Origin of the sequence: Dactylosporangium maewongense (assembly GCF_039531485.1) — a bacterium.
GTDB lineage: Bacteria > Actinomycetota > Actinomycetes > Mycobacteriales > Micromonosporaceae > Dactylosporangium > Dactylosporangium maewongense.
The window spans coordinates 108558-133498 of sequence record NZ_BAAAQD010000013.1 but is presented as its reverse complement, the minus strand read 5'-3'; the positions used below and the strand labels follow the sequence as shown (position 1 = coordinate 133498).

The 24941-nt window shown below is 70.5% G+C and carries 27 protein-coding genes; 17 read left to right on the top strand and 10 right to left on the bottom strand.

The window, feature by feature from the left end:
* Positions 1–47: 47 nt before the first annotated feature.
* From ABD332_RS30780 to ABD332_RS30745, 8 genes are all read left to right on the top strand, one after another.
* Positions 48–1442 carry a cytochrome ubiquinol oxidase subunit I gene (locus tag ABD332_RS30780; RefSeq protein ID WP_344505836.1) on the top strand — a complete coding sequence of 465 codons (1395 nt, stop codon included), beginning with the start codon at positions 48–50 and terminating at the stop codon, positions 1440–1442.
* 11 nt (positions 1443–1453) lie between these two features.
* Positions 1454–2458: a cytochrome d ubiquinol oxidase subunit II gene (gene cydB / locus ABD332_RS30775; RefSeq protein WP_344505835.1), complete on the top strand. Its 1005-nt coding sequence runs from the start codon at positions 1454–1456 to the stop codon at positions 2456–2458.
* A complete protein-coding gene (gene cydD / locus ABD332_RS30770; protein WP_344505834.1) occupies positions 2455–4092 on the top strand; it encodes a thiol reductant ABC exporter subunit CydD in 1638 nt (545 codons plus the stop codon). Before cydB ends, cydD begins: the two co-directional genes overlap by 4 nt.
* Complete coding sequence (locus tag ABD332_RS30765) at positions 4089–4226, top strand: hypothetical protein (RefSeq protein ID WP_344505833.1); 138 nt, start codon at positions 4089–4091, stop codon at positions 4224–4226. Before cydD ends, ABD332_RS30765 begins: the two co-directional genes overlap by 4 nt.
* Positions 4223–4360, top strand: coding sequence for a hypothetical protein (locus ABD332_RS30760; RefSeq protein WP_344505832.1), 138 nt, complete (start codon positions 4223–4225; stop codon positions 4358–4360). Before ABD332_RS30765 ends, ABD332_RS30760 begins: the two co-directional genes overlap by 4 nt.
* Complete coding sequence (gene cydC / locus ABD332_RS30755) at positions 4357–6315, top strand: thiol reductant ABC exporter subunit CydC (RefSeq protein ID WP_344505831.1); 1959 nt, start codon at positions 4357–4359, stop codon at positions 6313–6315. The genes ABD332_RS30760 and cydC overlap by 4 nt, the downstream gene beginning before the upstream one ends.
* Positions 6316–7461: 1146 nt before the next feature.
* Complete coding sequence (locus ABD332_RS30750) at positions 7462–8076, top strand: DUF4839 domain-containing protein (protein ID WP_344505830.1); 615 nt, start codon at positions 7462–7464, stop codon at positions 8074–8076.
* 129 nt (positions 8077–8205) lie between these two features.
* Entirely contained in the window at positions 8206–9204 is a 999-nt protein-coding gene (locus tag ABD332_RS30745) for a leucine-rich repeat domain-containing protein (RefSeq protein WP_344505829.1), read from the top strand.
* Here ABD332_RS30745 and ABD332_RS60155 read toward each other — a convergent pair.
* A complete protein-coding gene (locus ABD332_RS60155; RefSeq protein WP_425552311.1) occupies positions 9180–9908 on the bottom strand; it encodes a DUF4240 domain-containing protein in 729 nt (242 codons plus the stop codon). The two genes, ABD332_RS30745 and ABD332_RS60155, sit on opposite strands and share 25 nt — an antisense overlap.
* A 598-nt stretch (positions 9909–10506) precedes the next feature.
* On the opposite strand from ABD332_RS60155, the gene ABD332_RS30735 reads away from it, so the two are divergent.
* The gene (locus ABD332_RS30735) at positions 10507–10764 is read left to right on the top strand and encodes a hypothetical protein (protein ID WP_344505827.1); all 258 of its coding nucleotides are present in this window, start codon (positions 10507–10509) and stop codon (positions 10762–10764) included.
* A gap of 152 nt (positions 10765–10916) precedes the next feature.
* The gene (locus tag ABD332_RS30730; protein ID WP_344505826.1) at positions 10917–12101 is read left to right on the top strand and encodes a HEAT repeat domain-containing protein; all 1185 of its coding nucleotides are present in this window, start codon (positions 10917–10919) and stop codon (positions 12099–12101) included.
* 323 nt (positions 12102–12424) lie between these two features.
* Here ABD332_RS30730 and ABD332_RS30725 read toward each other — a convergent pair whose 3' ends face one another.
* Positions 12425–12862, bottom strand: coding sequence for a hypothetical protein (locus tag ABD332_RS30725; protein WP_344505825.1), 438 nt, complete (start codon positions 12860–12862; stop codon positions 12425–12427).
* A 293-nt stretch (positions 12863–13155) separates the two neighbouring features.
* Between ABD332_RS30725 and ABD332_RS30720 the strand changes: the two genes are divergently transcribed.
* Both ABD332_RS30720 and ABD332_RS30715 read left to right on the top strand, forming a co-directional pair.
* Positions 13156–13746: a DinB family protein gene (locus tag ABD332_RS30720; RefSeq protein ID WP_344505824.1), complete on the top strand. Its 591-nt coding sequence runs from the start codon at positions 13156–13158 to the stop codon at positions 13744–13746.
* A 259-nt stretch (positions 13747–14005) separates the two neighbouring features.
* Complete coding sequence (locus ABD332_RS30715) at positions 14006–14284, top strand: Imm32 family immunity protein (RefSeq protein ID WP_344505823.1); 279 nt, start codon at positions 14006–14008, stop codon at positions 14282–14284.
* A 55-nt stretch (positions 14285–14339) separates the two neighbouring features.
* On the opposite strand, the gene ABD332_RS30710 is transcribed toward ABD332_RS30715, so the two are convergent.
* Entirely contained in the window at positions 14340–14927 is a 588-nt protein-coding gene (locus tag ABD332_RS30710) for an acyl-CoA-like ligand-binding transcription factor (RefSeq protein WP_344505822.1), read from the bottom strand.
* Positions 14928–14992: 65 nt separating this feature from the next.
* On the opposite strand from ABD332_RS30710, the gene ABD332_RS30705 reads away from it, so the two are divergent.
* Together ABD332_RS30705 and ABD332_RS30700 are read left to right on the top strand one after the other, a co-directional pair.
* A complete protein-coding gene (locus ABD332_RS30705) occupies positions 14993–15901 on the top strand; it encodes an SDR family NAD(P)-dependent oxidoreductase (RefSeq protein ID WP_344505821.1) in 909 nt (302 codons plus the stop codon).
* A 270-nt stretch (positions 15902–16171) separates the two neighbouring features.
* Positions 16172–16903 (top strand): alpha/beta hydrolase-fold protein, encoded by a 732-nt coding sequence (locus ABD332_RS30700; RefSeq protein WP_344505820.1) that lies wholly within the window; start codon positions 16172–16174, stop codon positions 16901–16903.
* Positions 16904–17124: 221 nt separating this feature from the next.
* On the opposite strand, the gene ABD332_RS30695 is transcribed toward ABD332_RS30700, so the two are convergent.
* Both ABD332_RS30695 and ABD332_RS30690 read right to left on the bottom strand, forming a co-directional pair.
* Positions 17125–18102 (bottom strand): tetratricopeptide repeat protein, encoded by a 978-nt coding sequence (locus ABD332_RS30695; protein ID WP_344505819.1) that lies wholly within the window; start codon positions 18100–18102, stop codon positions 17125–17127.
* 327 nt (positions 18103–18429) lie between these two features.
* Positions 18430–19038 carry a TetR/AcrR family transcriptional regulator gene (locus ABD332_RS30690; protein WP_344505818.1) on the bottom strand — a complete coding sequence of 203 codons (609 nt, stop codon included), beginning with the start codon at positions 19036–19038 and terminating at the stop codon, positions 18430–18432.
* Between the two features lie 218 nt (positions 19039–19256).
* Between ABD332_RS30690 and ABD332_RS30685 the strand changes: the two genes are divergently transcribed.
* Positions 19257–19619 carry a VOC family protein gene (locus tag ABD332_RS30685; RefSeq protein ID WP_211273616.1) on the top strand — a complete coding sequence of 121 codons (363 nt, stop codon included), beginning with the start codon at positions 19257–19259 and terminating at the stop codon, positions 19617–19619.
* A gap of 39 nt (positions 19620–19658) precedes the next feature.
* Positions 19659–19841 (top strand): hypothetical protein, encoded by a 183-nt coding sequence (locus tag ABD332_RS30680; RefSeq protein ID WP_344505817.1) that lies wholly within the window; start codon positions 19659–19661, stop codon positions 19839–19841.
* A gap of 23 nt (positions 19842–19864) precedes the next feature.
* Here ABD332_RS30680 and ABD332_RS30675 read toward each other — a convergent pair whose 3' ends face one another.
* The 3 genes from ABD332_RS30675 to ABD332_RS30665 all read right to left on the bottom strand — a co-directional run bounded on the left by ABD332_RS30675 (position 19865) and on the right by ABD332_RS30665 (position 22362).
* Entirely contained in the window at positions 19865–20152 is a 288-nt protein-coding gene (locus tag ABD332_RS30675) for a hypothetical protein (RefSeq protein ID WP_344505816.1), read from the bottom strand.
* A 33-nt stretch (positions 20153–20185) separates the two neighbouring features.
* A complete protein-coding gene (locus ABD332_RS30670; RefSeq protein WP_344505815.1) occupies positions 20186–21052 on the bottom strand; it encodes a universal stress protein in 867 nt (288 codons plus the stop codon).
* Positions 21053–21129: 77 nt separating this feature from the next.
* Positions 21130–22362: an acetyl-CoA hydrolase/transferase family protein gene (locus ABD332_RS30665; protein ID WP_344505814.1), complete on the bottom strand. Its 1233-nt coding sequence runs from the start codon at positions 22360–22362 to the stop codon at positions 21130–21132.
* 155 nt (positions 22363–22517) lie between these two features.
* Here ABD332_RS30665 and ABD332_RS30660 point away from each other — a divergent pair, with 155 nt between their 5' ends.
* Entirely contained in the window at positions 22518–22943 is a 426-nt protein-coding gene (locus ABD332_RS30660; RefSeq protein WP_344505813.1) for a pyridoxamine 5'-phosphate oxidase family protein, read from the top strand.
* A 12-nt stretch (positions 22944–22955) separates the two neighbouring features.
* On the opposite strand, the gene ABD332_RS30655 is transcribed toward ABD332_RS30660, so the two are convergent.
* Both ABD332_RS30655 and ABD332_RS30650 read right to left on the bottom strand, forming a co-directional pair.
* Positions 22956–23681, bottom strand: a complete 726-nt coding sequence (locus tag ABD332_RS30655; protein ID WP_344505812.1) for a YwiC-like family protein — start codon at positions 23679–23681, stop codon at positions 22956–22958.
* Positions 23678–24940, bottom strand: coding sequence for a multicopper oxidase domain-containing protein (locus ABD332_RS30650; protein WP_344505811.1), 1263 nt, complete (start codon positions 24938–24940; stop codon positions 23678–23680). The genes ABD332_RS30655 and ABD332_RS30650 overlap by 4 nt, the downstream gene beginning before the upstream one ends.
* Position 24941: the final 1 nt, after the last annotated feature.

The following is a 24941-nucleotide window of genomic DNA, read 5'->3' as shown; positions in this document are numbered from 1 at the left end:
GCCGTTCGGCCCTGATGCCGCCCGCGCCGGCTCCCGAGAATCGGGCCATGGACGCGCTGGACCTTGCGCGGTGGCAGTTCGCGATCACCACCGTCTACCACTTCATCTTCGTGCCGATCACCATCGGCCTGTCGGCGCTCGTCGCCGGGCTGCAGACCGCCTGGTTCCGGACCGGGCGCCCCGAGTACCTGCGAGCGACGAAGTTCTGGGGGAAGCTGTTCCTCATCAACTTCGCGATGGGGGTCGTCACCGGCATCGTGCAGGAGTTCCAGTTCGGCATGAACTGGAGCGCGTACTCACGCTTCGTCGGTGACATCTTCGGCGCGCCCCTGGCCATCGAGGGACTCCTCGCGTTCTTCCTCGAGTCGACGTTCCTCGGACTGTGGATCTTCGGCTGGGACCGGCTGCCGAAGCGCGTCCACCTGGCGGCGATCTGGCTCGCGTCGATCGGCACCATGCTGTCGGCGTACTTCATCCTCGCCGCCAACTCCTGGATGCAGCACCCCGTCGGGTACACCGTGAACGCCGAACGCGGCCGGGCGGAGCTCACCGACATCGTCGCGGTTCTGACGAACTCGACGACCCTCGTGACCTTCCCGCACACCGTCACGGCGTGCTTCCTCACCGGCGGCGCGTTCATGCTCGCCGTGAGCGCCTGGCACCTGCGCCGCGGCAACCAGGTCGACGTGTTCCGGCCGGCGCTGCGCCTCGGCGCCTGGGTCGTGCTCGTCGCCGGCGTCGGCGTGCTCGTCACCGGGGACCTGCAGGCGCGGGTGATGACCGAGCAACAGCCGATGAAGATGGCCGCCGCGGAGGCGCTGTACCAGACGTCCGAACCCGCCTCGTTCTCCATCTTCACCATCGGCTCGCTCGACGGGCGCGAGGAGGTCGCCAGCGTGCGCATCCCGTCGCTGCTGTCCTTCATGGCGACCGGCAGCCCCGGCGGCTCCGTCGAGGGCATCAACGACCTCCAGCAGCTGTATTCGCAGCGGTACGGCGAAGGCGACTACGTGCCCTACGTGCCGGTCACCTACTGGTCGTTCCGCCTCATGATCGGCTTCGGCGCCCTCGCCATGGCCGTCGCCGTGGTCGCGCTGTGGCGCACCCGGAAGGGCCGGCTGCCCGCGGGGCGCTGGCTGTGGACGGCCGCCGTGGCCACGGTCGCCATGCCGCTGCTGGCCAACTCGTTCGGCTGGATCTTCACCGAGGTCGGCCGCCAGCCGTGGACCGTCTTCGGCATCTTCAAGACCTCACAGAGCGTCTCGCCGTCGGTGGCCGCGAGCACCGTCGCGACCTCGCTCGTCGTCTTCACGCTCCTGTACGGCGCGCTCGCCGTCGTCGAACTGATGCTGATGCTGCGCTACGCCCGAGCCGGGGCACCCGAAATCGTCGTACCCCACGACGAAGATGACGAAGACCGTCCACTGGCGTTCGCGTACTAGAGGGAAACGACATGGAACTCACCACCGTCTGGTTCGCGCTCATCGCCGTGCTCTGGGCCGGCTACTTCCTCCTGGAAGGCTTCGACTTCGGCGTCGGCATGCTGCTGCCGGTCCTCGCCCGCGACGAGCGGGAGCGGCGCCTGCTCATCAACACCATCGGCCCGGTCTGGGACGGCAACGAGGTCTGGCTCCTCGTCGCCGGCGGCGCGACGTTCGCCGCCTTCCCGGAGTGGTATGCCACGCTCTTCTCCGGCTTCTACCTGCCGCTGCTGATCATCCTCGTGGCGCTCATCCTGCGTGGGCTCGCTTTCGAATACCGTGGCAAGGTCGACAGTCCACAGTGGAGGCGCCGCTGGGACCTGTGCATCATCGCCGGGAGCTTCGTGCCGGCGCTGCTGTGGGGTGTCGCGTTCGGCAACATCGTCCGCGGCGTGCCGATCACCGCCGAGCACGAGTACGCCGGCACGTTCTTCACCCTCCTCAACCCCTACGCGCTGCTCGGCGGGCTCACGACGCTGTCGCTGTTCGCGCTGCACGGCGCGGTGTTCCTGGCGCTGAAGACCGACGGCGACGTCCGGGCCAGGGCGGGGCGCCTCGCGTTCCGGCTCAGCCTGCCCGCCGTGCTCCTCGCCGCGTCGTTCCTGCTGTGGACCCAGCTGACCCACGACGACGCCTGGGGCTGGGCGCTGTCGGGCGCGGCCGCCGCGGCCCTGATCGGCGCGGTGGTGGCCGCGCGGGCCCGCCGCGAAGGCTGGGCGTTCCTCGCCACCGGGGCGACCCTGGTCCTCGCCGTCGCCGCACTGTTCGTCACGCTCTTCCCCGACGTCATGCCGACCACCCTCCCCGGCGGCGACAGCCTCACCGTGACCAACGCGTCGTCCACGCCGTACACGCTGAAGGTCATGACCTGGGTCGCGGTCTGCTTCACCCCGATCGTGCTGGGCTACCAGTCGTGGACCTACTGGGTGTTCCGCCGGCGGCTGCGGGTCGAGCACATCCCGGCGGCCCACCCGTGAAGCCCCTGGACCCGCGCCTGCTGCGCCACGCCCGGGCGACCCGCGGCTACCTCGTGCTGTCCGTCGCCCTCGGCGTCGCCCTCGCCGCGCTCGTCGTGGCCCAGGCCACGCTGCTCGCCGACGGCATCACCGCCGTGTACCTGCACGGCGCCGACGTGGCCCGGATCGCGCCGGCCCTCGGCTGGCTGGCCGCCGTCGTCGCGCTGCGGGCGGCGGTCGCCTGGGCGCAGGAGGTCGCCGCGGCCCGCTCGTCCGCGGCCGTGAAGCGGCAGCTGCGGTCGCGGCTGCTCGCCCACGTCGCGGCGCTCGGCCCGGGCGCCGCCGGCGACAGCGGCAAGGTCGCCGTCCTCGCCACCCGCGGGCTGGACGCCCTGGACGCCTACTTCGCGCGGTACCTGCCGCAGCTGGTCCTCGCCGCGCTGGTGCCGGTCATCGTGCTCGCCCGCATCGCGCCCGCGGACCTCGTCGCCGCGGGCACGATCGCCCTCACCCTGCCGCTCATCCCGGTGTTCATGGCCCTCGTCGGGCTGCACACCGAGTCGGCGAACCGGCGCCAGTTCCGGCTCCTCGCCCGGCTGTCGCACCACTTCCTCGACGTCGTCGCCGGCCTGCCGACCTTGCGGGTCTTCGGCCGCGCGAAGCGGCAGGCCGGGGTCATCGCCCGGATCAGTGCCGAGCAGCGCACCACCACCATGCGCACGCTGCGGGTCGCGTTCCTGTCCTCGCTCGTGCTGGAGCTGCTCGCGACGCTGTCGGTGGCGCTCGTCGCGGTCGGCATCGGCCTGCGCCTCGTCGACGGCAGCCTCGGCCTCGCCACCGCGCTGCTCGTGCTGATCCTCGCCCCGGAGGCCTATTTGCCGCTGCGCCAGGTCGGCGCCAACTACCACGCCAGCGCCGAAGGTCTCGCCGCCGCCACGTCGGTGTTCGAGATCCTCGACCGGCCGCCGCCACCGCACGGCACGGCACCTGCACCCGCCGGCACCGTGCGCTTCGAGGACGTCGTCGTCCGGCACGACGGGCGATCCGAGGCGTCGCTGCCGCCGTTCACCGCCGAGATCCACCCGGGCGAGCTGGTGGCCCTGACCGGCCCCAGCGGCTGCGGCAAGTCCACGGCCCTGGCCGTGCTGCTCGGCTTCGCCGCACCGGCGGCCGGCACCGTCACCGTCGACGGCCAGGACCTGGCGGCCGTCGACCCCGACGCGTGGCGGCGGCTGGTCGCGTGGCTGCCGCAGCGGCCCTGGCTTAGCGCCGGCACCATCGCCGACAACATCCGCCTGGGCGCGCCCGCCGCCACCGAGGAGTCGCTGCGCCGCGCCGCGGACCTCGCCGGCGCCCTGGAGTTCATCGACGCCCTTCCGGACGGCATGTCGACCAGGCTCGGCGACGACGGCGCGGGCCTGTCCGCCGGCCAGCGGCAGCGCATCGCCCTGGCCCGCGTGTTCCTGCGCGACGCCCCGCTGGTCCTGCTCGACGAGCCGACCGCCAACCTCGACGCCGCGACGGAGGCGGGCATCCTCGCCGCGATCCGCGCCCACGCCACCGGCCGGACGGTCATCATGACCGCCCACCGCCCCGCGCTCATCGCCCTCGCCGACCGCACGATCCCGGTCGGCCGCTCGGCGGTGCCGGCATGAGCGTCACCGACCACGCGGCCCGCCGCTGCGCCCCCGCGAACGGTTGGACGGTCATCGTGACGGCTCATCGTTCCGTGCTCGTTGCTCTCGCTGACCGCGTGATTCCGGTCGGCCGCTCGGCGGTGCCGGCATGAGCGTCACCGACCACGCGGCCCGCCGCTGCGCTCCCGCGAACGGTTGGACGGTCATCGTGACGGCTCATCGTTCTGTGCTTGTTGCCCTCGCCGACCGCGTGGTTCCGGTCGGCCGGATGGCGGTGCCGGCATGAGCGTCACCGACCACGCGGCCCGTCCCAACGGCCCGTCCACCTCGCCCACGAAGAACGGCGACATGATCCCCGACCACAACCACGGCGCACCGGCCGAGTCCACCCGGACGCATGACCGCCCCGTCCACGCCGCCACCCGACCGCGCGACGACCGTGCCCGCGCGGCCGGTCAGCCTCCCCTGGAGCGCGGCGTGGATGGCGTGCCCGGTGCGGCGTCCCGGGGGCGTGGCGTGGCCGGCGCGGTGGGCCGGGAGCGAGCCGTGGACGGCCGTGGCGTCGGCGTTGTCCGTGGTGTGCTGCGGTTGTGCCGGCCGGCGGCAGGGCAGCTCGCACTGGCGTTGATCGCCGGGGTCGGCGCGGCCGGAGCCGGGGTCGGGCTGATGGCGACGTCGGCGTGGCTCATCTCGCGCGCTGCTCAGCACCCGCCGGTGCTGCACCTGATGGTGGCGATCGTCGCCGTGCGGGCGTTCGGCATCGGGCGGGGCGTGCTGCGGTATGTCGAGCGGGTCACCGGCCACGACGCCGCGTTCCGGGTGCTGGGCGGGTTGAGGGTGCAGGCGTACCGGAGGCTGGAGCGTCTTGCGCCCGCCGGCATCGCCGCGTTCCGCCGCGGTGACCTCGTCGCGCGCCTCGTCGACGACGTCGAGTCCGTGCTCGACGTGATCGCGCGCGTGCTGCTGCCCATCGCGGTCGCCGCCGTCACCGGTGCGGCCACCGTGCTGCTCGTCGGCGGCCTGCTGCCGGTCGCCGGTGCGGTCCTCGCGGCCGGGCTGCTCGTCGTCGCGGTCGGGGTGCCGGTGCTGCAGTCGGCGGCGGTCCGTCGCGCCGACGCCAGGCTCGCACCCCTGCGCGGCGCGCTGGCCGCGGGCACCGTCGACCTGATGGAAGGGCTGCCCGAGCTCATCGCGCACGGCGCCGCCGGTGACGCGCTCGCCGCGCTGGACCGCACCGACCGGCAGCTGCTCACCGCCGCCCGCCGCTCCAGCGCCGCCGCGGGCCTGTCGGCCGCGGTCACCGCGCTATGCACGGGCCTGAGCGTCCTCGCCGGCCTGGCCGCCGGCGCCGTCGCGGTCCGGGCCGGCACCCTCCCGGGGGAGCTGCTCGCCGTCGTCGTGCTCACCCCGCTCGCCGTGTTCGAGACGGTCGGCACGATCCCTGCCGCCGCGCAGCGCCTCGCCGCGGCCCGCGCCGCCCTCGGCCGGCTCGCCGAGATCGCCGCAGCCGCCGACCCGGCACCGGACCCGATCGAGCCCGCGCCGTTGCCGGCCGGCCCGCCGACCGTCCGCCTCGAGGGCGTGTCCGCCGGCTGGACACCGGGCCAGGTGGTGGTCCGCGACGTGTCGCTCACGCTGCGCCCGGGCCGCCGGGTCGCGCTCGTCGGCCCGAGCGGCGCCGGCAAGAGCACGGTCGCGGCACTGCTGCTGCGGTGGCTCGACCCGGTCGCCGGCCGGGTGACGCTCAACGATGTCGACGTGCGCGACCTGCGCAGCGACGACCTGCGCCGGGTCGTCGGCTACCTGGGCGACGACGCGTACCTGTTCGACACGACCATCGAGGCGAACCTGCGCATCGGCCGCCCCGGCGCGACCCAGGCCGCGCTCGAGACGGCCCTGACGGCCGCACGGCTGCTCGACTGGGTCAGGACCCTGCCCGCCGGCCTCGACACCCCCGTCGGCGAGCACGGCGTCACCCTGTCCGGCGGCCAGCGCCGCCGGCTCGCGCTCGCCCGCGCGCTGCTGGCCGACTTCCCCGTCCTGATCCTCGACGAGCCCACCGAACACCTCGACGAGGCCACCGCCGCCGCACTGACCCGCGACCTGCTGACCGCCACGGGCGACCGGGCGGTCCTGCTCATCACCCACCGCACGGACCTCCTCACCGACGTCGACGAGGTCGTCAACTTGGCCCCGCCTCACCGCAACGATGCCCACCTGCCGGGCAGGAAGGGCGATTGAGCCCCACCGCCCGCTGCAGCCGGGCAGGAGGAGAGGCTGAGCACACCGGCCAGCGGCGGGAAGGGGGGTCGAGCTCCACCGCCCCGCGTTCTCCACGGCAACCCGGGCACGGGCCGGCTGACCCGTTGAACGATGCCGGTGAGGCTTTGCGGTGCAGTTGTTCCCAGGCGCGGGCGTTCATTCCACGTCGGCGGTGTATGAGGTGATGCCGCAGCGCCAAGCGCCACTCGCGGTCCGGATGGGTGGTTTTTGCTCGCGAGTTCGGGCCCCACCGACAGCACCGAAGGCTCAGCAGGTCACCGAAACCAGGGCCTTCTTACGCACCGTGATGAGCGCCGCACGGAGGTGCCGTACAACTCGGTGATCTGCTGCCGCGTGAGCCAGACCGCGCCATCGGCAGGGGAGCGCACCTGCAACCGGTAACGCCGAGCGCCGCCGGACAGGCTGCAGGCGGCGCGCACCGCGTCGGCGTTGAGCACCAGTGCGGCGACCGCAGTACGGACCGGGACGGGTGGATCGGCGGGGTCGACGACGCCACCTGCGTCGCGGACTCCGGTGGTTGCGGTCCAGGCGGCGGGCGGCGGTTACCCGGCGAGCAGTTCGACTGGGATGTTGCCGCGTGTGGCGTGGGAGTACGGGCACACCTGGTGAGTGGCCTCGATGAGTTCGCGACCGGCTTCCCGGGGCAGGCTTTCCGGCAGCTTCGTCCGCAGGGCGACTTCAAGACGGAAGCCGCCTTGCCCGTTCGGGACGAGGCCGACCTCAGCGGTGACCGGCCTCCGCAGTCGGAACCGCATGGACCCCGCGGCGGTGCCGGCCGAACTGCGAGGCGTCAGCGCGGGCTGTACCTCCGACTACCCGGGGCGCGAACAGCCGAAGATGTCACCCACCATTGCCGCGGCGGCCCCAGCCGTCGCCGTGCATGATCGTGCTCAGCAACACGAGCGCGCACAGCCGCACGGTTCGATGCGCCCGCCAGTCACCACGAAGCGTGACGATCTCCGAGCCGGTTGGCGCCTTCCGCTGGTGCGCTACATCGACCGGCAGATCCAGCCAGCCATGCTGGCGGTCGTTCTGGAGGGTCGGGACCGCAGGCGCGCCGGAAGGGCGCAGATGGGCCGCTGAGAGCGCGGCTATGATCCGCTCATGACCACGCGAAGGCGGCCGCTGACGAACCAGCAGAAGATCGGGTTGCGGGTTGCGGGTGGCCTGCTCCCCGTTCTCGCCGTCGTCATCGCTATCGGGGCGATCAACGAGAAGGATGCGCCTACGCCTGCGGCTGCCGCCACGACGGAAGCCCCGACAGAGCAAAAGCCGCCGGTCGCTGCGGCCGAGTCGAAATCTACGTCCGCCGAGCCCGCGGCCGAGGCGGTCCTGACCGTCGAGAACAACGAGGATTTCGCAGCGCTCTTGGCAGCGGTGGATGACTACGACCTGTTCAAGAAGTTCGCGGCCAAGTACCAGGGCCGCACCATCAGGTTCGATGGCACCATCGCTGCAATGAACCGTCTCGGCAATTCCAAAACGCGGTTCGACATCTTGGTCTTCGCCGGAGACAACATCGGGGCGGGAGCGACTGGGCCGAACTTCAGGTTCAGTGACGTCAACATCACCAGCGATCTGCGCGTCACGGGCTCGAACATCGCCGACTCCATTGGAGTTGGGCAGAAGCTTCGCATCACTGCTGAGGTAAAGGGCTACACCGGGCACGAGTACGCAGATCTCTTCCTGCTCGAACCGGTTTCCACTGAGGTGAGATGAGACCGTGGCTGTACAGAAGGCGCGGCGAGCAGCTTGTCGGCCGGTGCTGGCCGCACCGGCGCGCGGGAGGTGTGCCAGGTCGCGGTGGCGGCCAGGTGTTTGAGTCGCCGCGTCGCGACGTGGTGGTCCATGCGGGTGCCCGAGGGTGCTGCGCAGGATCGGCTCGTTGGGGCGTCTGTCGAGGCGCGTTCAATCGCCCGTACGACAGAGGGTGGCAGCGGGACGAGAGCAACCTTGCCGGTGGAGCGCCACGGCCTACGGCATCTCGAAGCAGGCCGGCAAAGGGCAGGATATTGCAGCGTGGCGTGGGTAGGCTCCTGCGCCATGAGCGGCAACGAGGCCGAGCCACGCATGTTCACCAACCGGTTCGCCGATGCTGTCGGGCCGTCGGGTCGAGCACCAGACCGGGACCGGTGCCGATGCACGGATCCTTCGGTCAAGACACGACCGGCGCGGGTGGCCTTCCATGCCGAGCGGCAGGACACCGCACGCGACGGTTGGCGGCACCTCCTGACGCTCATCGAAGAGGCGGCGGCCGACGGCAGGACGGTCTTCAAGCCTTTCGTCGAGCTCAGCGCCGAGGAGCGCCGGCAGATCGTCACCCTGCCACCGACGATCGCGACCCTGACCAAAGTCAGGCACCTCGTCCTGTACGGCACCAACCTGGTTCGTATCCCGCCCGAGATCGGGGCGATGGCGAGCCTCGAGGTGTTCGAGCCGTACACCTCGCACCGCCTGCACTGGTACCCGTACGAGCTGACCAGGTGCACCCGGCTCCGGGACAGCACCGTCAGCACTCGCGTGCTGTACACCAGCTTCAACAACCGGCCGCCGTTTCCGAGCCTGAGGCCGGTGACCACCGCGACCGAGGCGGACTTCACGCGGCTTGACCCCGGAGTGTGGGGCGCTGACAGGGTCGACGCGTGCAGCGTGTGCGCGGAACCGGTCGATCACGAACTGCACCAGGCCTGGATCTCCCTCCGTGTGGCCACCGATGTACTGCCGCTGCTCGTCAACGCCTGCTCCGCAGCGTGTCTGGCGGCGGTCCCGCGGGGTCCCTCCGGCCATGTCAGGACCCCGCACCACGGCGGACCTGATCTTGCTCAGCCGCCGGTCCGCGGCGCCTGAAGGACCCCTCGGCTCCGCACAGCGCCACATCTCGGCGACTCGACCGTCGTGCGAACAGCTGCACTCGTCGCCCAACCGCTGCGGCGTGAGTGCTCGTTCGTCACGGAGTCCTGGGCGGTACTCCGCGGAAGAAGTCGGCCAACGTTCGGCCGGACTCTGCGAGCTGTCGTTCGAGGCCCTCCTTCGCTTGCATGAGGGAGGCTTGCGCGGCCTCGGGCGTGGCCTGGGATGGACCGGCCTGTGGAAACATCGCGGCGAGTCGCGGCAGCCGTTGACAGGACTCTGCCGGGTCGTAGTGATCCCAGCGTTCTTCCTCGACAGGCTGCGGTAGTGGCTCGGCGGTAGTCAGCCGGGACGCAGGTGCGCGAGTGCCGGCCGGCCAGGCGCTGTACCTCTGGTTGGTCAGCGAGCCGGTCAGGGTCGTCAGCAACACGGTCGACCACGACGGGACCGAGGCCGACCAGCCATGCGCGGAACCCGCTGAAACCATCATCGCTGCACCCACCCTGGATCAGGCTGGCCGCGTGCCACATCAACCAGCTGCCCACCCGATCTGTCTGGGCGTCGAGGTGATCCTGGAAGTCGATCAGATCTTCGTCCGCGAGCCCGGTCAGTGCCGCTGCGAGCCAGTCGCCTCGCTCGATCGGATCGGTGGCTTTCTGCGCCGACCGCGCAATGAGCGCCCAGAATCCGGCAAGATCCATGTGCCACATCATGTCGTACGAGACGCACGCTCATCGAGCGAGCGCCGGGCCGCCAGCACTCGGCTTCACCAACGTGACCTTGGCGGCGGACGCCGGCACGTGAGCCGCGGCTGATGCGGTGCCGGGATCGCTCATTCGTGGTCGTGGTCGGTCTTGTCGGCGACGTGCTTCCGGACCGCTGCCCTGGCTTGTCGCCGGCACGACTACCCGCGGCAATCAGGGTGATTCCACTGCCGAGCCAAGGCGTGCACCACCACGCCTCGCATGAAGGTCGGAAGCATGCACACCAGCACGAGCGCGGACCACGACGACGCGGTGACGAACAGAGCGTGACGGCTGCCGATGGGCCCGCACTCGGACGGCGGCATGAGTGTGCAACCGCATCCTGCCGCCATCGTGACCGACCTGCATCGAGTTCTGCACGTCGGCGCTCTTTTCCTTCGGGGCGTGACTGGACCTTCGCCGGTGCCCGAGTTCGAAAGCCTGCGGATCCTGTGGAACTGCGCCGCCGACTACGGGGCGGACGGCGAAGTACCCGAGGACGCACCGATCGGAGTTGTGCACCTTTCGCATCTGCTACGTGTCTACAAACTCTGCGATGGGCGGTGGTTTGGGCTTCGCCGTCGAGGTCAACGAGGAGTTCCGGCTGCGACGCGCCGTCGACGCCGCGCAGTATCTCGGTCTGGTCGGCTTGGCCGAACTGCTGGAGGACCTGATCGCCCGCTACGGAGACGGCGCGTATGCCGAATCCAGGGATTCCGATCTGGTGACCATCCTCGGCCAGCGGGACGAGCACCTCGAGGCCGCGTTCCGTGCGAAGGCTGCTGAGTCGCCTGCCGACTTCGGCCTTAGCTGACGACCCGAAGAACCCGGAGCTGGCAATGACCGCCGCCTTCCGCCGCGCGACATCCGCGGCAGATCCGGATGCGGCTCGTTAACTTGCAGCGCGACGATGCGCACGGTCTTCGCGGGTGCCGAAGACCCGGCCTGGTATGGCATCGTGACCTGATGATCGACAGGCGTGGGATGCTGGCGGCCGTCGTCCGGCACGCCGTGGAGCTTGAGGACGACTACGTCGACGTCGCGTCGACCCTCGAGGCGCTGTCAGCGAGCGGCGACACCGCGCTGGTATCCCCGCTTCACGAGGCACTCGACCGGTTCCTCGACGACGGAAACTTCTACGGCCGCGATCTGATCGCTCGTATCCTGGCCGGTATCCAGGGCCCGGCGGCGCTGCCAGCGCTGCTGCGCGCGTCGGCCCGCGATCTCCACGATGACCAGGACAGCTTGAGCGCCGAGATCATCGTCCTGCTGGAGGCGGACCGGGCCACCGCTCGCCGTACGGTAGTCGAGTTCGCCACCAGCGACACGCCCGAACTGCGCCACACGGGGTTGTGGGCGCTCGGGTTCGTGGCCGAAGCCCAGGACATTGAGCTGCTAGCCGCGGCCGCGACTGCCGTCGACGCAGCGGTCAGGTCCACCGCGATCGGCTCGATTCCCGACCCCGACGGCGACGACCGGGCGTACCGTGTGATCCTCTCCGCGTTGGATGACCCGGACCAGCAGGTGCGGGCGGCGGCGGTCAGCAGGCTCGGCTTCACCGACCGGACCGATGCGGTCGCGCCCCTCGCCGCCCGGGTCGATGATCCTGCACCTCAGGTGCGGTCCATGGTCGCATACGCACTCGGACGCCTATGCGGTGCAGACACAATCCCGGCACTCCTACACCTTCTGCACGACCCCGATCAACACGTCCGTGAGCGCGCTGTGGAGGCCCTCGGCTCTGTCGGTGGTTCGGCTGCGGTCGACACGCTGCTGGGGCTCGCCGCCGCCGAGGACCCGCAGCTGCGAGCCCAGGCCGCAGCCGCACTCGCGAAGGCAGTCGACTCGGATCTCCGTGTCTCGCAGCACCTCGTGGCGCTGGCACAGGACAGCGAGGCGGCGGTACGGGCGGCCACGATCAGCGGCCTTTCCGGTTCCGGCGTCAATGCCTCACGCTGGGCATCGCTCGTGGCCGGGCTGGCTGCGGATCCCGATCCGGTGGTCCGCCTACGAGTCGCGGTCGCGGCACGCCGGCTCCCACTCGACGCCGCTCGAGACATTCTCCGCCGGTACGCCCGCGACCCCGACGAGCGTGTGCGCGGAATCGCCGGCATCGAACTGGAACGGCTGACTGGCCCCAACGCCCGCTGACACGGCGACCGGCCTACGGCCCCACTCGCCGTCAACCTGTGTCCTGCAACGACCGCTCATCGGCCACGAGCGCGCACGAGACCGAGGGGCACGCTGGCCTCGGTGGGGTACGGAGCGTAATGATCACTTATGAGCTGCAGCGCGCGATCGGGCGGCATGACAGCGCACGTGATCTTGAAGTGCGCGGGATGATCTGTACCGCCTTGGAACGGAAGGCTTGGCGGCAAGCTTTGCCAAATTCGCACGTAGACGCGTCCCGACGTCACGATGCCGAGCTCGGCTGCCCGCGCCTTATCTTCGGCACGAGAGGTAGCTTGGCCGTGTCACCGGCGCCGAAACCACGCCCCGGTGCCATGGAGATGCACAGCGACCAAATATCCCAGCGCGAGAAGACCCTCCAGGCACGATGCCGCCAGCTCAGCCATGCCGAGAACGCTGCGAGTGTGACCCATCAGGTAGGACACGTCCCCCGGCACGGCCAGCAGCATGACGACCATCAGGACCGTCAGCACGATCCGGGCCCATCCAGCACCGGCGCGCATTCGGAGTGCCAGCAACAACTGCAATGCAAGCAGGACCAGAGCGAAACCCGCGGAACCGTACGCGACCTTTTCGTTGCCATGGCCGCCGTACATCAGGTCGATGTCGAAGAAGATCAGCACGGCGCTCACCCCGCCGGCCACGATGGATGCGGCGGCAAGCCAAAATGCCGTACGCACCGCAGCTGGCGGCCGGATCGGCGCGGTCACAACCTGCGTCATGGCCGGCCACGCTACTCCACTGGCTCCGCAACCACTGTCCCGTCGGGTCAGTGCGCCGTCGGCCAGCTCACAATCAACATGGGCTCATGATCGGTAGGCATGATCACATGCACGCAATTCGGCAGTTCAGCGCGCCGGTCGCCGCGTGACCTCATCACGCGGCGTAACGGACGCGGTCAACTCGCGCTCACCCTCGGCGGCAAATGAGGATGCCGCTCCACGCAGCCGGGCGCTGATCCAGCATGTGACACCTCGCATGAAATGACTCGTGCGCATACGGAAGACTGGCCGGCATGGCTGATCTCGGCGACCCGAAGGCTGCCCTGCACCACTACCTCCAGGCGACTCGCGACGACCTGATCTGGAAGCTCGACGGGCTGAGCGAACGCGATGCCAGACTGCCCCGCACCGCGACCGGCAACAATTTGCTGGGAGTCATCAAGCACTGCCTCAATGTCGAGGCCGGCTACTTCGGGCCTACCTTCGGGCGTGAGTTCCCGTCGCCTGAGGATCTAGTCTCCGTGCAGGCGTTTGAGCAGGACCCGCAGGCGGACTGGTACGCGCGGGAGGATGAGACGAAGGATGGGCTGATCGACCTGTACCGCCGTGTGGGGAACTTCGCGGACCAGACGATCGAGCAGCTCCCCCTCGACGCGCCGGGGCAGGTGCCATGGTGGCGGCCAGGGCGGCAGGACGTGACGCTGCACCGCATCATCATCCACGTGACCTGCGACCTCGTCCGTCACGCCGGCCACGCCGACATCATGCGCGAGCAGCACGACGGAGCGGTCGGTTGGCAGCAGGAGAACACCAACATCCCCAACGACTACGACTGGCCGGCGTACGTCACCAAGCTGACGAAGCTCGCGGACCGGTTCGGATAGTCGAGTCGTCCGGTCCGTCGATACAGGGGACCAGGTCGGTATCCGCTCATCGGCCATGCCGATGCCGACTTGCTGGCCGCCTGGTTGGCACATCCCGACTTCCGCATGGTCAAGTAGCCGCCGCGCCTGGGATGTTCGCTCACCGACCACGAGAGTGCGCTGACCGTGAGGCGCGACCGACGGTGACCGGCACCAGCGACCGCCGCGGCCTGGTCGGCGGCATGAGCCGAAGTCGTCGTCTTGATGCAAGATCAATGTCATGACTGAGAACTCGTTGTCCGTGCCGGCGTATGACCCCGCGATCGGTGTAGTCGCGCCGACTGAAGATGGCACGGTCGTAGTCGAGATCGTCGGCGGATCAGTCGAGATCTTCGGTGACCCTGGCGGCCTGCGGGACCTCGCCCGAATGTGCCTGGCGTTGGCAGACCCGCGACCACCGGATGGCGCGCACATTCATCTCGACGCCGGGATCGACCCGCTTGATCGCGGTTCTGCCTCGCTCATGCTGGCCCGGCACAACTCAACTTCGACGCCATAGCGCTCATCGCGGCGGATGTGCGCACGGAACCGCCTGGGACGTCGGCGTGGCGCCATCAGTTGGCGACGCCCGCTATATCCGGGCGCAGCAGCGCGAAAGCCCGGTCGAGCAGGGCGTCTCGGTCGGCGGTACCGCCGGAGCGGGCCCATTCCTGTGTGACGGTGTCCAGCGCCGCTGCGGCGGCGTTGGTCAGTAGATCGGCGGTGAACGCATCAACTGGCAGGCCGGATCGAGCGCGCAGCGCATCACTGACGCTCTGCCGCCATTCGGCCCGCTTCTCGTGCAGGCGTGCCCGTAGCGACGGGGTGACCTCGATGAGTCGGAGTCTGGTCTGGGCCTGCTCGGAGCCGTGGATGTGCTGCTGCCATCGCCGCAGCACCTGGTGCAGGCAGTGCCACGGGTCGTCGCCGGGTTCCTCGCGAATCTCGACGATGACCTGCTCGCCGAGCACATCGACGTCGCCGAATACGACGTCCTCCTTGACCGGGAAGTACCGGAAGAAGCTGCGTTTGGTTAGCCCGGCGGCGGTCGAGATTTGGTCCACGGTCGTTTCCTCGAAGCCCTGCTCGGCGAACAGCCGTATCGCGACGGCGGCGAGTTCGGCCCGCACTGCCCGCCGCGTTCGTTCCCGCAAACCCGTCACGCACCAAAGTTTACTTAACTACATTTGATGTCGAATCTGTCACCAGGTGTCGTAATATGAGGTCCATGACGGAACTGATGGAAGGCAAGACGGTCGTTGTCACCGGCGGCACCGCCGGCGTCGGAAGGGAGACCGCGTGCGGCCTCGCCCGACTCGGAGCACAGGTTGTGGTGGTCGGCCGAGACGGCGACCGCGCCCGCACGGCAGTTGCGGAGCTTCGGCGTGACGCCGGCAATGACCGGGTCGAGGCGGTACTCGCCGACCTCACCCTTAAGCGGAACGTGCGAGAGTTGGCCGAGCGTATCGCCGCCCGGTATGGGGAGATCCATGTCTTGATCAACAACATGGGAGTCACCCGGGCCAGCCGCATGCTGACCCCCGAGGGCATCGAGACGACGTTCGCCGCCAACGTTCTGGCGCCCTACCTTCTCGTGGAGGGCCTGCTGCCGACGCTGATCCGCGCCGCGCCGGCCCGGATCATCAACATCACCGGCGGAGTGCCCCACGGCTCGATCGACCTGGACAACCTGCAAGGTGAGCGGTCGTACGTGGCGCTGTCGCATTACAACCAGACCAAACTGGCGCTCATGGCGATGAGCTACACGACCGCCGAACGCCTCCGGGGTAGCGGCGTCACCCTCAACGTGGCATATCCCGGCCACGCGTACACATCGATCAACAAGAGTCTGCCCGTCAGCGCCTACCCACCGCTCGCGCGGCCGATCGTCCCCCTCCTACGGCCACTCATGCCGATCCTCTACGGGCACCGGGCCGCAGTACGAGCGTCCCGGTCCAGTGTCTACCTGGCGTCCGACCCGGGCGTGGCCGACCTGCACGGCACCTACATCAACAGTTCGTGCCGAGCCGTGACCTGGCCCGCCGCAGTTCTCAGCCAGCGCAACCGCGACGCTGTCGGCGCGATCTGCGAGCAACTGGCCACCGCGCCCACCCGGTCCACAGGGCAGGCAGCATGAGCCAGCACATCAGCACTCCCCGGCCTGCTGCCCGGTGAACGCTCACCGACCCCTTCCAGCCTTCGTCGGGTAGGCCGTCGCGGTTGACGATGTCGCCCGGACCGGACGCCACCTGCGGGCGAGCCGAGTACCACACACGAAACACCGTTCGGCAACGAGTCGACGATCAAGACTTCGCACATACATGCGACTACTCGGGTTTGTGTGGGCGCTGGACGCCCTCAGAGGTTCCTATGACGTTCGGTTATGTCTGGCGCTGTTCGGCGATAGTTGGCACTGTTGCCAGCACATGTCAGCAGCTACCTCATCAGCAAGGAGCCCACGCCGATGTCGTCCACAGCAGGCGAGCTCGTTACCGAGGTGTTGGAGTACGACGGTGGACGTCAGGTCACCGCCTACGTCCCGGCGGCCGCGCCCGAGGCGATCGTCTTTGCCGGAGACGGCCAGTTGATCACGTCGTGGGGAGCAGCTCTTGAGGCCGCCGATCTACCGCCCACGATGATCATCGGCGCGCACCGGCTGGAGGACGAGACGCTGCGGCTGCACGAGTACTCACCGGGCCGCAGCACGGACGCGTTCACCTTCGACCCGCAACGGTTCGCGGCACACGAGAAATTCTTCGTCGAGGACGTACGCCGATGGGCGGCGACCCGCTTGGGCGCCAAGCTGCCGGCCGACCGAACGGCGGCGTTCGGTGTCTCCGCCAGTGCAGAACTCGCACTGGCCATGGGGCTTCGGCATCCCGACATCTACGGCGCGGTCTTCTGCGCCTCGCCCGGTGCGGGGTACCGGCCACCCGCCGTGCTGTCCGGCAGGTTCCCACGCACCTATCTCGTCGCCGGCACCGAAGAACCGTTCTTCCGCGACAACGCGACCCGGTGGGCGAACGCGCTGCGCGATGCGGGTGGCGACGTTGTCCTGACCGAACGGGCCGGCTCGCACGGCGACGCATTCTGGGAACGAGAGTTTCCGCTGATGGTGGCGTGGGCCTTCGGACACTGACCTGCCCGACGCCCGCCGAGGCCCTCTCTGTCAGGGTAACTGGTGCCGCAGGCAGGGCGTGCTTTGTCTGCGGCAGATGTGCGCACCTGATCATGGTGGTCCGAGAGGTCCGCCTACCGGCGCCAGCCGCCGGCGTGCGGCACTGGGAACGGCGGGTCCAGACACCAGCGCCGAACCGGTAGTGGCGGGCTGCCACGGCTGGGGACGATTGGCGATCCGGATCAGTTGCCGGCCTGGAGCCGGCGGGCGGCCGTTATCCGGTCAGCCGGGAGACTCGGACCGCCTACGGCGTACTCGATCAGCCCGTTCCGGTATCCCGCGTGAGGCACCTCCGGCGCCAGCTCCAGCAGCAGGTCCAGGTGGGTCACCGAGCCCTCAGCGCGCGCCTGGTAGGCAGCGCCCGCCGCCCGCAGTGTCACGTCCTCCGGCTCGTGCTCGAGGCCCCGGTGTACCAGATCGGCGGCCTCCGCGAAGTTGCCGTCCTCCGCCATCAGATCGGCGAGGTCGAGGTAGAGCGACCAGTTCGTCGGGTCCAGTTCCAGCGCCCGCCGGAACGCCGCGGCCGTCTGCCGCCGGTCACCGAGGCGGCGCCAGGTACCGGCGCGGACAACCTCGGCGAAACTCACCCGTTCAACGGAGTCCGCACGGTCGCACAGGGCAAGCGACGCATCCGTCCGTCCGCAGATCCGCAGCAGGATTGCCATGCGTGCCATCGCCTCGGCCACCGGCTCCCGGTCGCACACCACGTCGATGGCCCGGAACCACGGCCGCAATCGGTCCCGCGCAGCGTCGCTGCTCAGCTCGGGACCGTAGTCGGTGATGTTCAGGGTTGCGTCGGCGAGCCCAGCTGCGGTCACCGCCTCGAGGAATCGCTCATCGCCGAACCAGGGCGCCGACGCCCAGGCGACGTCCGGGCGATAGCCGATCACCGAGCCGAGCGCCTGCGCGGCCTGATTCATGTCACCGTCAAGGAAACGCAGGTACGCGCCGACCACGAACTGCCAGAGGTTGTTCGGCGCGGCGACGGACCGGGCCACCTCATCGGGCGACTCCCGGCGCAGTTCTGCGAGCAGCTCGTACGGCTCGGCATTCTCCGGACTCTGTGCGATCGCCTGGGCGAGGTACTTCACCGCATCGCCGGGCGCGCCGCCGCAATGGGCCATAACCCGCGCTATCGCCAGTGATGCGGATTTCGACACGTCCTGCACGCTACCTGGTGCAGAAGCGAGTGAGTACACAGGTAGGCGTACGACTGGCGGGAGGCAGCGCACCTGGCGGGATACGACCGACCGTGACCCACGAATGCGCGCTCATCGGCTACGAGAGCGCAGCGTCTCCGCGGAGCATGCCACTGAGACGGCGTACACAGCGTGACGATCACCGCCGAGCTGAAGCGCCCGACCGGCGGCAGATCCGTGCATCCGTCTTGACGTGTTGCAAGACTTGAGGCGGTGAACGCAGGAGACCTCGTCGCTCAAGCGGGGGCGAGCCGGCACCCGCCCTCGGCGCTTCCCGGCCCCGTGACCTCACGGGCCAGGGTCGGCGGGACGGCGAGTCTCGGCGGCTACCGGGCGCAGTCCGTCAATCATGAACGCCAGCAGGCGGTCGCCCTGCTCGGCGGGGACCTGCTCGCGGACCCAGGCAGCCGCGTTGACGAGCGCGAACATGTCCGCGGCGCTGGCCTCGGCCCGCACGTGACCCGCCGAGCGCGCTCGATCGAGCAGCCGCTCGCCGGCGGCGGTCATCTGCTGGCATGCCCGGTGCAGCGGAGAACTCTCGTCTTTCAGGGAGCTCAGCAGTGAGCTGGCCAGCCCTCGATAGGCGGACATGTGCGCCGCGGTCGCGCCGGCCCACCGGGCGAGGGCCTCGCCGGGCGACGGGTGCGTGAGCAACTCCTCGGCGGTGGCAACGAGCCGGTCGATGCTCTCGTGCAGCATCGCTTCGAGCAGCGCCTGCCGGGTCGGAAAGTGCCCGTACAGCGTGCCGATCGACACTCCGGCTCGGCGCGCGATCTCCTCCAGCGATGCCTCCGTGCCCCGTTCCCGGAAGGCGACCTCCGCCTCCGTGAGCACCCGTTCGTAGTTGCGGCGGGCGTCGGCACGCATCCGGCGTTGGGGCATGTTCGCGGCGCTCACCGTACCTCCTTGCTAAGTCGAGGCCCCCTCGATATATTTCGAGGCAGCCTCAGCTTAGCTGAACACGAGGGGACTCCATATCGACCAGGGTCACCGCGATTGGTCCCTGTGGCCGCCCGTGTGACCGGTGTTGAGCGGAGCCGGGCCACGACAGCGCGGTTGGATCACTACCTGCGGCCACTTCGTGGCCCGCGAACCTGGACGAGGAGGAGTGGAGGATGCCGATCGCCACGGTGCGAGGCGTGACCATGGACTGCGCCGATCCCCGGGCTCTGGCCCGGTTCTACCAAGAGCTGACAGGCATGGAACTCAGCTACGACGCCGACGAGTTCGTTGCCCTGACCGCTGGTTCGGGCCGCGACCTGGGCTTCCAGCGAGTCCACGGATACCGGTCCCCGCAGTGGCCAGATCAGGAGGTGCCACAACAGTTCCACCTGGACCTCCAAGTGGAGGACCTCGACGCCGCGGAGAAGCTGGCGCTGGAGCTCGGGGCGGTCAGGCCCGACCATCAGCCGGGCGGCAACCGGTGGCGGGTGCTACTGGACCCAGCCGGTCACCCGTTCTGCCTGATCGCCGGCTGACTACCGCAGTCCGCCGCGGACCGCAGCGTACGGGTCCAGGTGGAGCGTGCGGCTGGCTGCGTCGAAGGCGCCGATCGTCTCGGCGACCCGGGGCGCCACCACGATGACCACGAACGCGCCAGCATGATCGCCACCGGTGAACACAGCTCGGATGCACTGAAATCGGCAGATGTGCGCAAGGCGCGATCGTTCGCCGTGGCGGCCGGAATCTACGGAGAGTGACCTGGCGTTCTGGCGCTGTCGCGTCAGGTGTTCGGAATCTCGACGGGGTGCTCGGCCGCGTCCTGGGCGGCCATGGCGGCCATGGCCGCCCGGTACGAAGCCTGGTCCAGCGAGCCGGACATCAGGCGCTGGGCCGCGTCGCGCTCGGCGCGGCCGCGGCGCCGCTCCTCGCGGGTGGCGAGCCAGGTCGCGAGACGCGGCCGGTGCCGGTCGGCGCCCGGTGGGTCGCCGCGGATGGCCTGCACGTGCAGGGCGATCAGCGCGACGTAGACGGCGGCGATGGACGTGGCCACGAGCATGACTGCCACCACCGGACTCACCCCTCCCATCAGATGTGCGCCGGATCAGGCCGGACGGTGGGCGATCAGGACCGGGCACTCGGCGTGGTGCATGAGTTGCTGGCCGACGGAGCCCAGCAGGAGGCCCGCGAAGCCGCCGTGGCCGCGGCTGCCGACCACGACGAGCTGTGCGGTGTGCGAGACGCCGACGAGGACCTTCGCCGCCCGGCCGGTGGCCAGCAGTGGCTCGAGGCGCACCGACGGGTACTTGTCCTGCCAACCGGCCAGCGACTCCCGCAGGTGCGCGCGCTCCTCGGCCTCGACGGCGCTCGGCGGCAGCACCGAGGGGGACGGCGGGACGTACGCCCTGATGGCGACGACGTGGGTGCCGCGCGCGGCGGCAGCCTCGAACGCGAGCGTGAGCGCGGCGTCGGTGGAGGGGGAGCCGTCGACCCCGACGACGACCGGACCGCCGGGCGTCGCCGTGCGGCCGCGGACGACGGCGACGGGGACCCGGGCGTGCGTGGCGACCTGCTGGCTGACGGAGCCCTGGAGCAGGCTCGCCATCCCGCCGGCGCCGCGGTTGCCGACGACGAGCAGGCGCGCGCCGGCATGGGCGAAGTCGAGCAGCGTCGCGGCTGGCGCGGCGTGCACCACCGTGGCGACGGCGTCGACGCCGGTGCCGCGGGCACGGACCGCCGCGGCGGCACCGGTCGCGAGCTCCTCGGCGCGGCCCCGGGCCTCGTCCGCCTCCTGAGCCGTCGGGCGGTAGGAGGCACCCGCCGGCCAGCCGAGCTGGTAGGCGTGGACGATCCGCAGCGACGCGCCGGTGCGCTCCGCCTCGTCGGCGGCCCAGTCCACCGCCTGCTGTGAAGCCTGCGACCCGTCGTGCCCGACGACGATGCTCGTGGTGCCCGTGATTGTGGTGTCCATGAGATCAGCGTCGACCGGTGCGCGCGGACCCGGCAGAGGCATGTGGATCGGCGGATGCGGGCCGTTGGTCCCGGTCGTCAGTGGAGGGGGAGCCCGAACGTCCGGCCGGCGGCGCGGAGCTCGTCGCGGATCGACGGGTGTGCGGCGTGGTCGACGATCTCCTGGGCCTGCTCCACCGAGTCGCGGCCCCAGATCGTGGCGGTGCCCTGCTCGGTGACGATGTAGCTGTGCTGGAACGAGGTGACCGGGCCGGACACCAGCGGCACGACCGAGGACACGTCGGCCTTCGGATGCCAGGAGCGCAGCGCGATGACGGCGTGGCCGCCGGGGGAGTGCATGGCGCCGACGATGAAGTCGGTCTGGCCGCCGAAGCCGGAGTGCGTACGGTTGCCGACCCGGGTGGCGTTGGCCTGCGCGAACAGGTCGACCTGCAGCGCGCTGTTGACGCTCATGAGGTTGGGGTGCGCGGCGATCGTGCCCGGGTTGTTGGTCTTCTCGGTGCGCAGCATGCGGATACGTGGGTTGGCGTCGACCCAGTCGTACAACTCGGCCGAACCGAAGCAGAAGGAGGCGGTGATCGGCGTGTCCCGGTCGAGGCAGCCCGCCTTCTCCAGGGCGAGGGCGCCGTCGCTGAACATCTCCGACCAGATCCGCAGCCCGCGCCGGTCGAGCAGGGCGTCGAGCGTCGCGTCCGGGATGGCGCCGATGCCGAGCTGCAGCGTCGCGTCCGCCGGCACGAGCGCGGCCACCCGCTCCCCGATGGCCGCCGACACCGCGTCGGGCGCCACGACCGCGTGCGTGGCGAGTGGCTCGTCGACCTCGAGGAGGTAGTCCACCGCGTCGAGAGGCAGGAGCGCGTCGCCGTGGGTGAAGGGCATCGCGGGGTTCGCCTGCGCGACGACGATGCCGCCGCGGGCGCGGGCGGACTCGATCGCGGCCGGCAGGACGTTGACCTCGACGCCGAGGCTGACCGCACCGCCGACCGGCCGGGAGGTGTGCAGCAGCACCACGTCGGGCGCGAGCCGCTGCCGGAACAGGTGCGGCACCAGCGACAGCCGGCACGGGAAGTAGTGCAGCCGCGGGTGGGCGCGCATCCCCGGCCCGACGAACGCGGACTCGTAGACGACGCCGTCGCGGTCCGGCAGGCCGTGCTGGGCGTTGAGCATGAACAGCCGGAACTCCGCGACGGCCGCGTCGGCGACGGACAGCAGGCGGCGCGGGGCGGCGTAGTTGCCGCTGGCGACGATCCGCGGGATGCCCGGCAGCGCGCCAAGGATCCGTGCGAGCTCCGGTTCGGTCACTGTTCGCATGCCGCGCTCCTTCAATTAGCTCCGTGGATCACGCTAGGCGGCGGCCAGGGGTGTACAGCAGGGCCGGCGGGCGGTGACGTACAGGGGAAAAGGTCCCGCCGGACACGGGTCCAACGGCCCTGGCCGCGGCGGGACGACAGGGGAACAGTTCAGGGATGGTGTCGATGCGGGCCCTGGGCCGTGACCGCTGCCTGGAGCTGCTGGCGTCGGTGCCGGTGGGCCGGGTGGTCTTCAGCATGCGTGCGCTCCCGGCGATCCGACCGGTCAACCACCTCGTCGACGGCGACTCCGTCGTGATCCGCAGCAACCTGGGCGGCGCCCTGGCCTCAGCGGCCACGCAGGGCGGTGGGGTCGTCGTGGCGTACGAGGCGGACGTCCTCGACCCGGACACCCACACCGGCTGGACGGTGGTCGTCACCGGCACCGCCAGGCTCGTCCTCGACCCGGCCCGCCAGGCCCGCTACGAGCGGCTCCTGCACCCCTGGGTGGACGAGGAGATGAACTGCGTCATCACCATCGACTGCGACCTCGTCACCGGCTATGTGCTCCACGACGAGGTGCCGGCCGGCACGGGAGCCTGAGCCGCGAGCGGTTCACCCCGCGACCGGCACCATGACCAGCAGCAGGACCAGCAGCAGGACGGTGGCGGCGATCTCGATCAGGCCGACCTGCTTCGGGGTCAGGCGGCGCCTGGGCAGCAGGGCCGCGCGGGCCAGCAGGAGGGCGAACACGACCAGCACCGGCACGCCGACCCACCAGGCCGCCCCGAGCGCGGCGAGGTGGAACAGCACCGACGCGCGGTAGTAGCCGGCGCTGCCGCGTTCACGGATCATGGTTTTGACGTAGAGCACCGTGCCGGTGAAGTAGGCGGTCACGGCCGCGAACACCGGCACGGCCTCCGCCAGCGGACGGCCGGCGACGGTGGCGCAGACGAAGACCATCAGGCAGCTCTGCACGACCGACGCGAGATCGTTGACGAGCGCGCGTTCGTCGCGGCGCCGGGCGTAGGCGACGTTGACCGCGAACAGTGCGGCGAAGGCCGGCCCGTACCAGAGCAGCTGCGGCCGCACGAGCAGCACGAGCGCACCCGACACGGCCGCGGCCGGGCCGTAGAGGAGCAGCTGCGCGCGGACCCGGGCGAGGCGGCGGGTCTTGACCGCCTGCAGGAAGTAGTAGCTGAACAGGTAGGCGGCCAGCCACGCCACCAGCAGCGGCAGGTGCGGCCAGCGGAAGCCGGCGGTGAGGACCCCGGCGAGCCACGGCAGCAGGAGCATCGCCCACGCGCCGTGCTGCGGCGGCACGAACCGGTTCCTGCTCACGAGACCTCGATGATGCCGCGGGCGCCGCGTTCCGCGTCGACCATGGCGTGCGTGACGAAGGGGTAGTGGCCGGCCGCGGCGAGGGTGGTCTCGACGAAGCCGCCGGCCGCGGGGGACAGGTCCAGGACCTGCGCGCCGCCGGGGTCGCCCGGGCGCAGCAGCCACTGCCCTTCACGGTAGACGGTGTCGAACTGGGCGCCGACGATGTGGAACGCGCTGCCGCGGCTCGGGCCGGCGTCGAGGACCCAGACACGGATCCGTTGGCCCGCACGGGTTTGCAGCGGCCGGTGGGTGTACTGGTCGGCGTGGCCGTTGAACACGACCGCGTCCGGCTGGTCCGCCTGCATCTTCGCCAGGTCGCCGCCGAGGTACCGCTCGGACTGCACGAGGACGAACTCGTGGTCGACCGGTGCCAGGTCGGGCGGGTCGATGATGACGGCGCCGTACATGCCGTTGCCGATGTGCAGCAGCATCGGCATCGTCGAGCAGTGGTACATCCAGATGCCGGCACGGGTCGCGGTGAACGTGTAGGTGAGCCGTTCGCCAGGCTCGATCGGGCGCATCGGCTCGTCCGGGGCGAGCGCGCCGGCGTGGAAGTCGACGCCGTGGTCGATGGTGCCGTCGTTGATGAGCGTGATCTCGAACGTGTCGCCGACCCGGCCGCGCAGCGTCGGTCCCGGGGCGGTGCCGTTGAACGTCCACAGGTGCTGCCGTGCGTCCTCCCGCACCCGCAGCTCGACTTTGTGGACGCGTTCCGGGGGTACGGGCGGCGCCGTGGCATCCCGTGCCGTGAACTCCGCGGGGGCGGCCGGGTGGTCGTGGGTGCCGTCGACGGTGATCGTGAGGGTCATGCCCGCCTGCCGGTGGCCCGGGAGCGAGCACCAGCCCTCGACGGTGCCCCCGATGACGCCGGCGTCGAGGCGGGCGGTGCCGCCGGCGGCGACGGTGCCGGTCTTCGCGCCGGTGTCCAGGACGAGGTCGTGGCGGCGGCGGTCGCGGTTGGCGAGCTCGACGACGAGCCGGTCGCCGGCGGGAACCGCGATGTGGTCGGGGTGGAAGCGCATGTCCTCGGCGGTCACGGTGACGGTGGTGGTGTGCCCGGTCGGCGTCACCTCGCCGGTCGTCGCCGCGGACCTGGTGTCGGCGCCGGTGCCGGCGCCCGCGACCCGCTGCGCCGCGACGCCGACGAGGGTGGCGAGGACGACCAGCGCCAGGCCGGCGGCGACGCCGCCGAGCGGGCGGGCGTGCTCTGCGGGCATC

Bases quoted from the DNA above. Each gene is read 5' to 3' on its own strand.
- cydB (WP_344505835.1), top strand. From the start codon at position 1,454: ATGGAACTCACCACCGTCTGGTTCGCGCTCATCGCCGTGCTCTGGGCC.
- ABD332_RS30750 (WP_344505830.1), top strand. From the start codon at position 7,462: ATGACCACGCGAAGGCGGCCGCTGACGAACCAGCAGAAGATCGGGTTG.
- ABD332_RS30685 (WP_211273616.1), top strand. From the start codon at position 19,257: ATGCCGATCGCCACGGTGCGAGGCGTGACCATGGACTGCGCCGATCCC.
- ABD332_RS30780 (WP_344505836.1), top strand. From the start codon at position 48: ATGGACGCGCTGGACCTTGCGCGGTGGCAGTTCGCGATCACCACCGTC.
- ABD332_RS30745 (WP_344505829.1), top strand. From the start codon at position 8,206: ATGCGGGTGCCCGAGGGTGCTGCGCAGGATCGGCTCGTTGGGGCGTCT.
- ABD332_RS30720 (WP_344505824.1), top strand. From the start codon at position 13,156: ATGGCTGATCTCGGCGACCCGAAGGCTGCCCTGCACCACTACCTCCAG.
- ABD332_RS30735 (WP_344505827.1), top strand. From the start codon at position 10,507: ATGGGCGGTGGTTTGGGCTTCGCCGTCGAGGTCAACGAGGAGTTCCGG.
- ABD332_RS30730 (WP_344505826.1), top strand. From the start codon at position 10,917: ATGATCGACAGGCGTGGGATGCTGGCGGCCGTCGTCCGGCACGCCGTG.
- ABD332_RS30715 (WP_344505823.1), top strand. From the start codon at position 14,006: ATGACTGAGAACTCGTTGTCCGTGCCGGCGTATGACCCCGCGATCGGT.
- ABD332_RS30665 (WP_344505814.1), bottom strand. From the start codon at position 22,362: ATGCGAACAGTGACCGAACCGGAGCTCGCACGGATCCTTGGCGCGCTG.
- cydC (WP_344505831.1), top strand. From the start codon at position 4,357: ATGAGCGTCACCGACCACGCGGCCCGTCCCAACGGCCCGTCCACCTCG.
- ABD332_RS60155 (WP_425552311.1), bottom strand. From the start codon at position 9,908: ATGGATCTTGCCGGATTCTGGGCGCTCATTGCGCGGTCGGCGCAGAAA.
- ABD332_RS30725 (WP_344505825.1), bottom strand. From the start codon at position 12,862: ATGACGCAGGTTGTGACCGCGCCGATCCGGCCGCCAGCTGCGGTGCGT.
- ABD332_RS30660 (WP_344505813.1), top strand. From the start codon at position 22,518: ATGGTGTCGATGCGGGCCCTGGGCCGTGACCGCTGCCTGGAGCTGCTG.
- ABD332_RS30670 (WP_344505815.1), bottom strand. From the start codon at position 21,052: ATGGACACCACAATCACGGGCACCACGAGCATCGTCGTCGGGCACGAC.
- ABD332_RS30765 (WP_344505833.1), top strand. From the start codon at position 4,089: ATGAGCGTCACCGACCACGCGGCCCGCCGCTGCGCCCCCGCGAACGGT.
- ABD332_RS30650 (WP_344505811.1), bottom strand. From the start codon at position 24,940: ATGCCCGCAGAGCACGCCCGCCCGCTCGGCGGCGTCGCCGCCGGCCTG.
- ABD332_RS30705 (WP_344505821.1), top strand. From the start codon at position 14,993: ATGACGGAACTGATGGAAGGCAAGACGGTCGTTGTCACCGGCGGCACC.
- ABD332_RS30760 (WP_344505832.1), top strand. From the start codon at position 4,223: ATGAGCGTCACCGACCACGCGGCCCGCCGCTGCGCTCCCGCGAACGGT.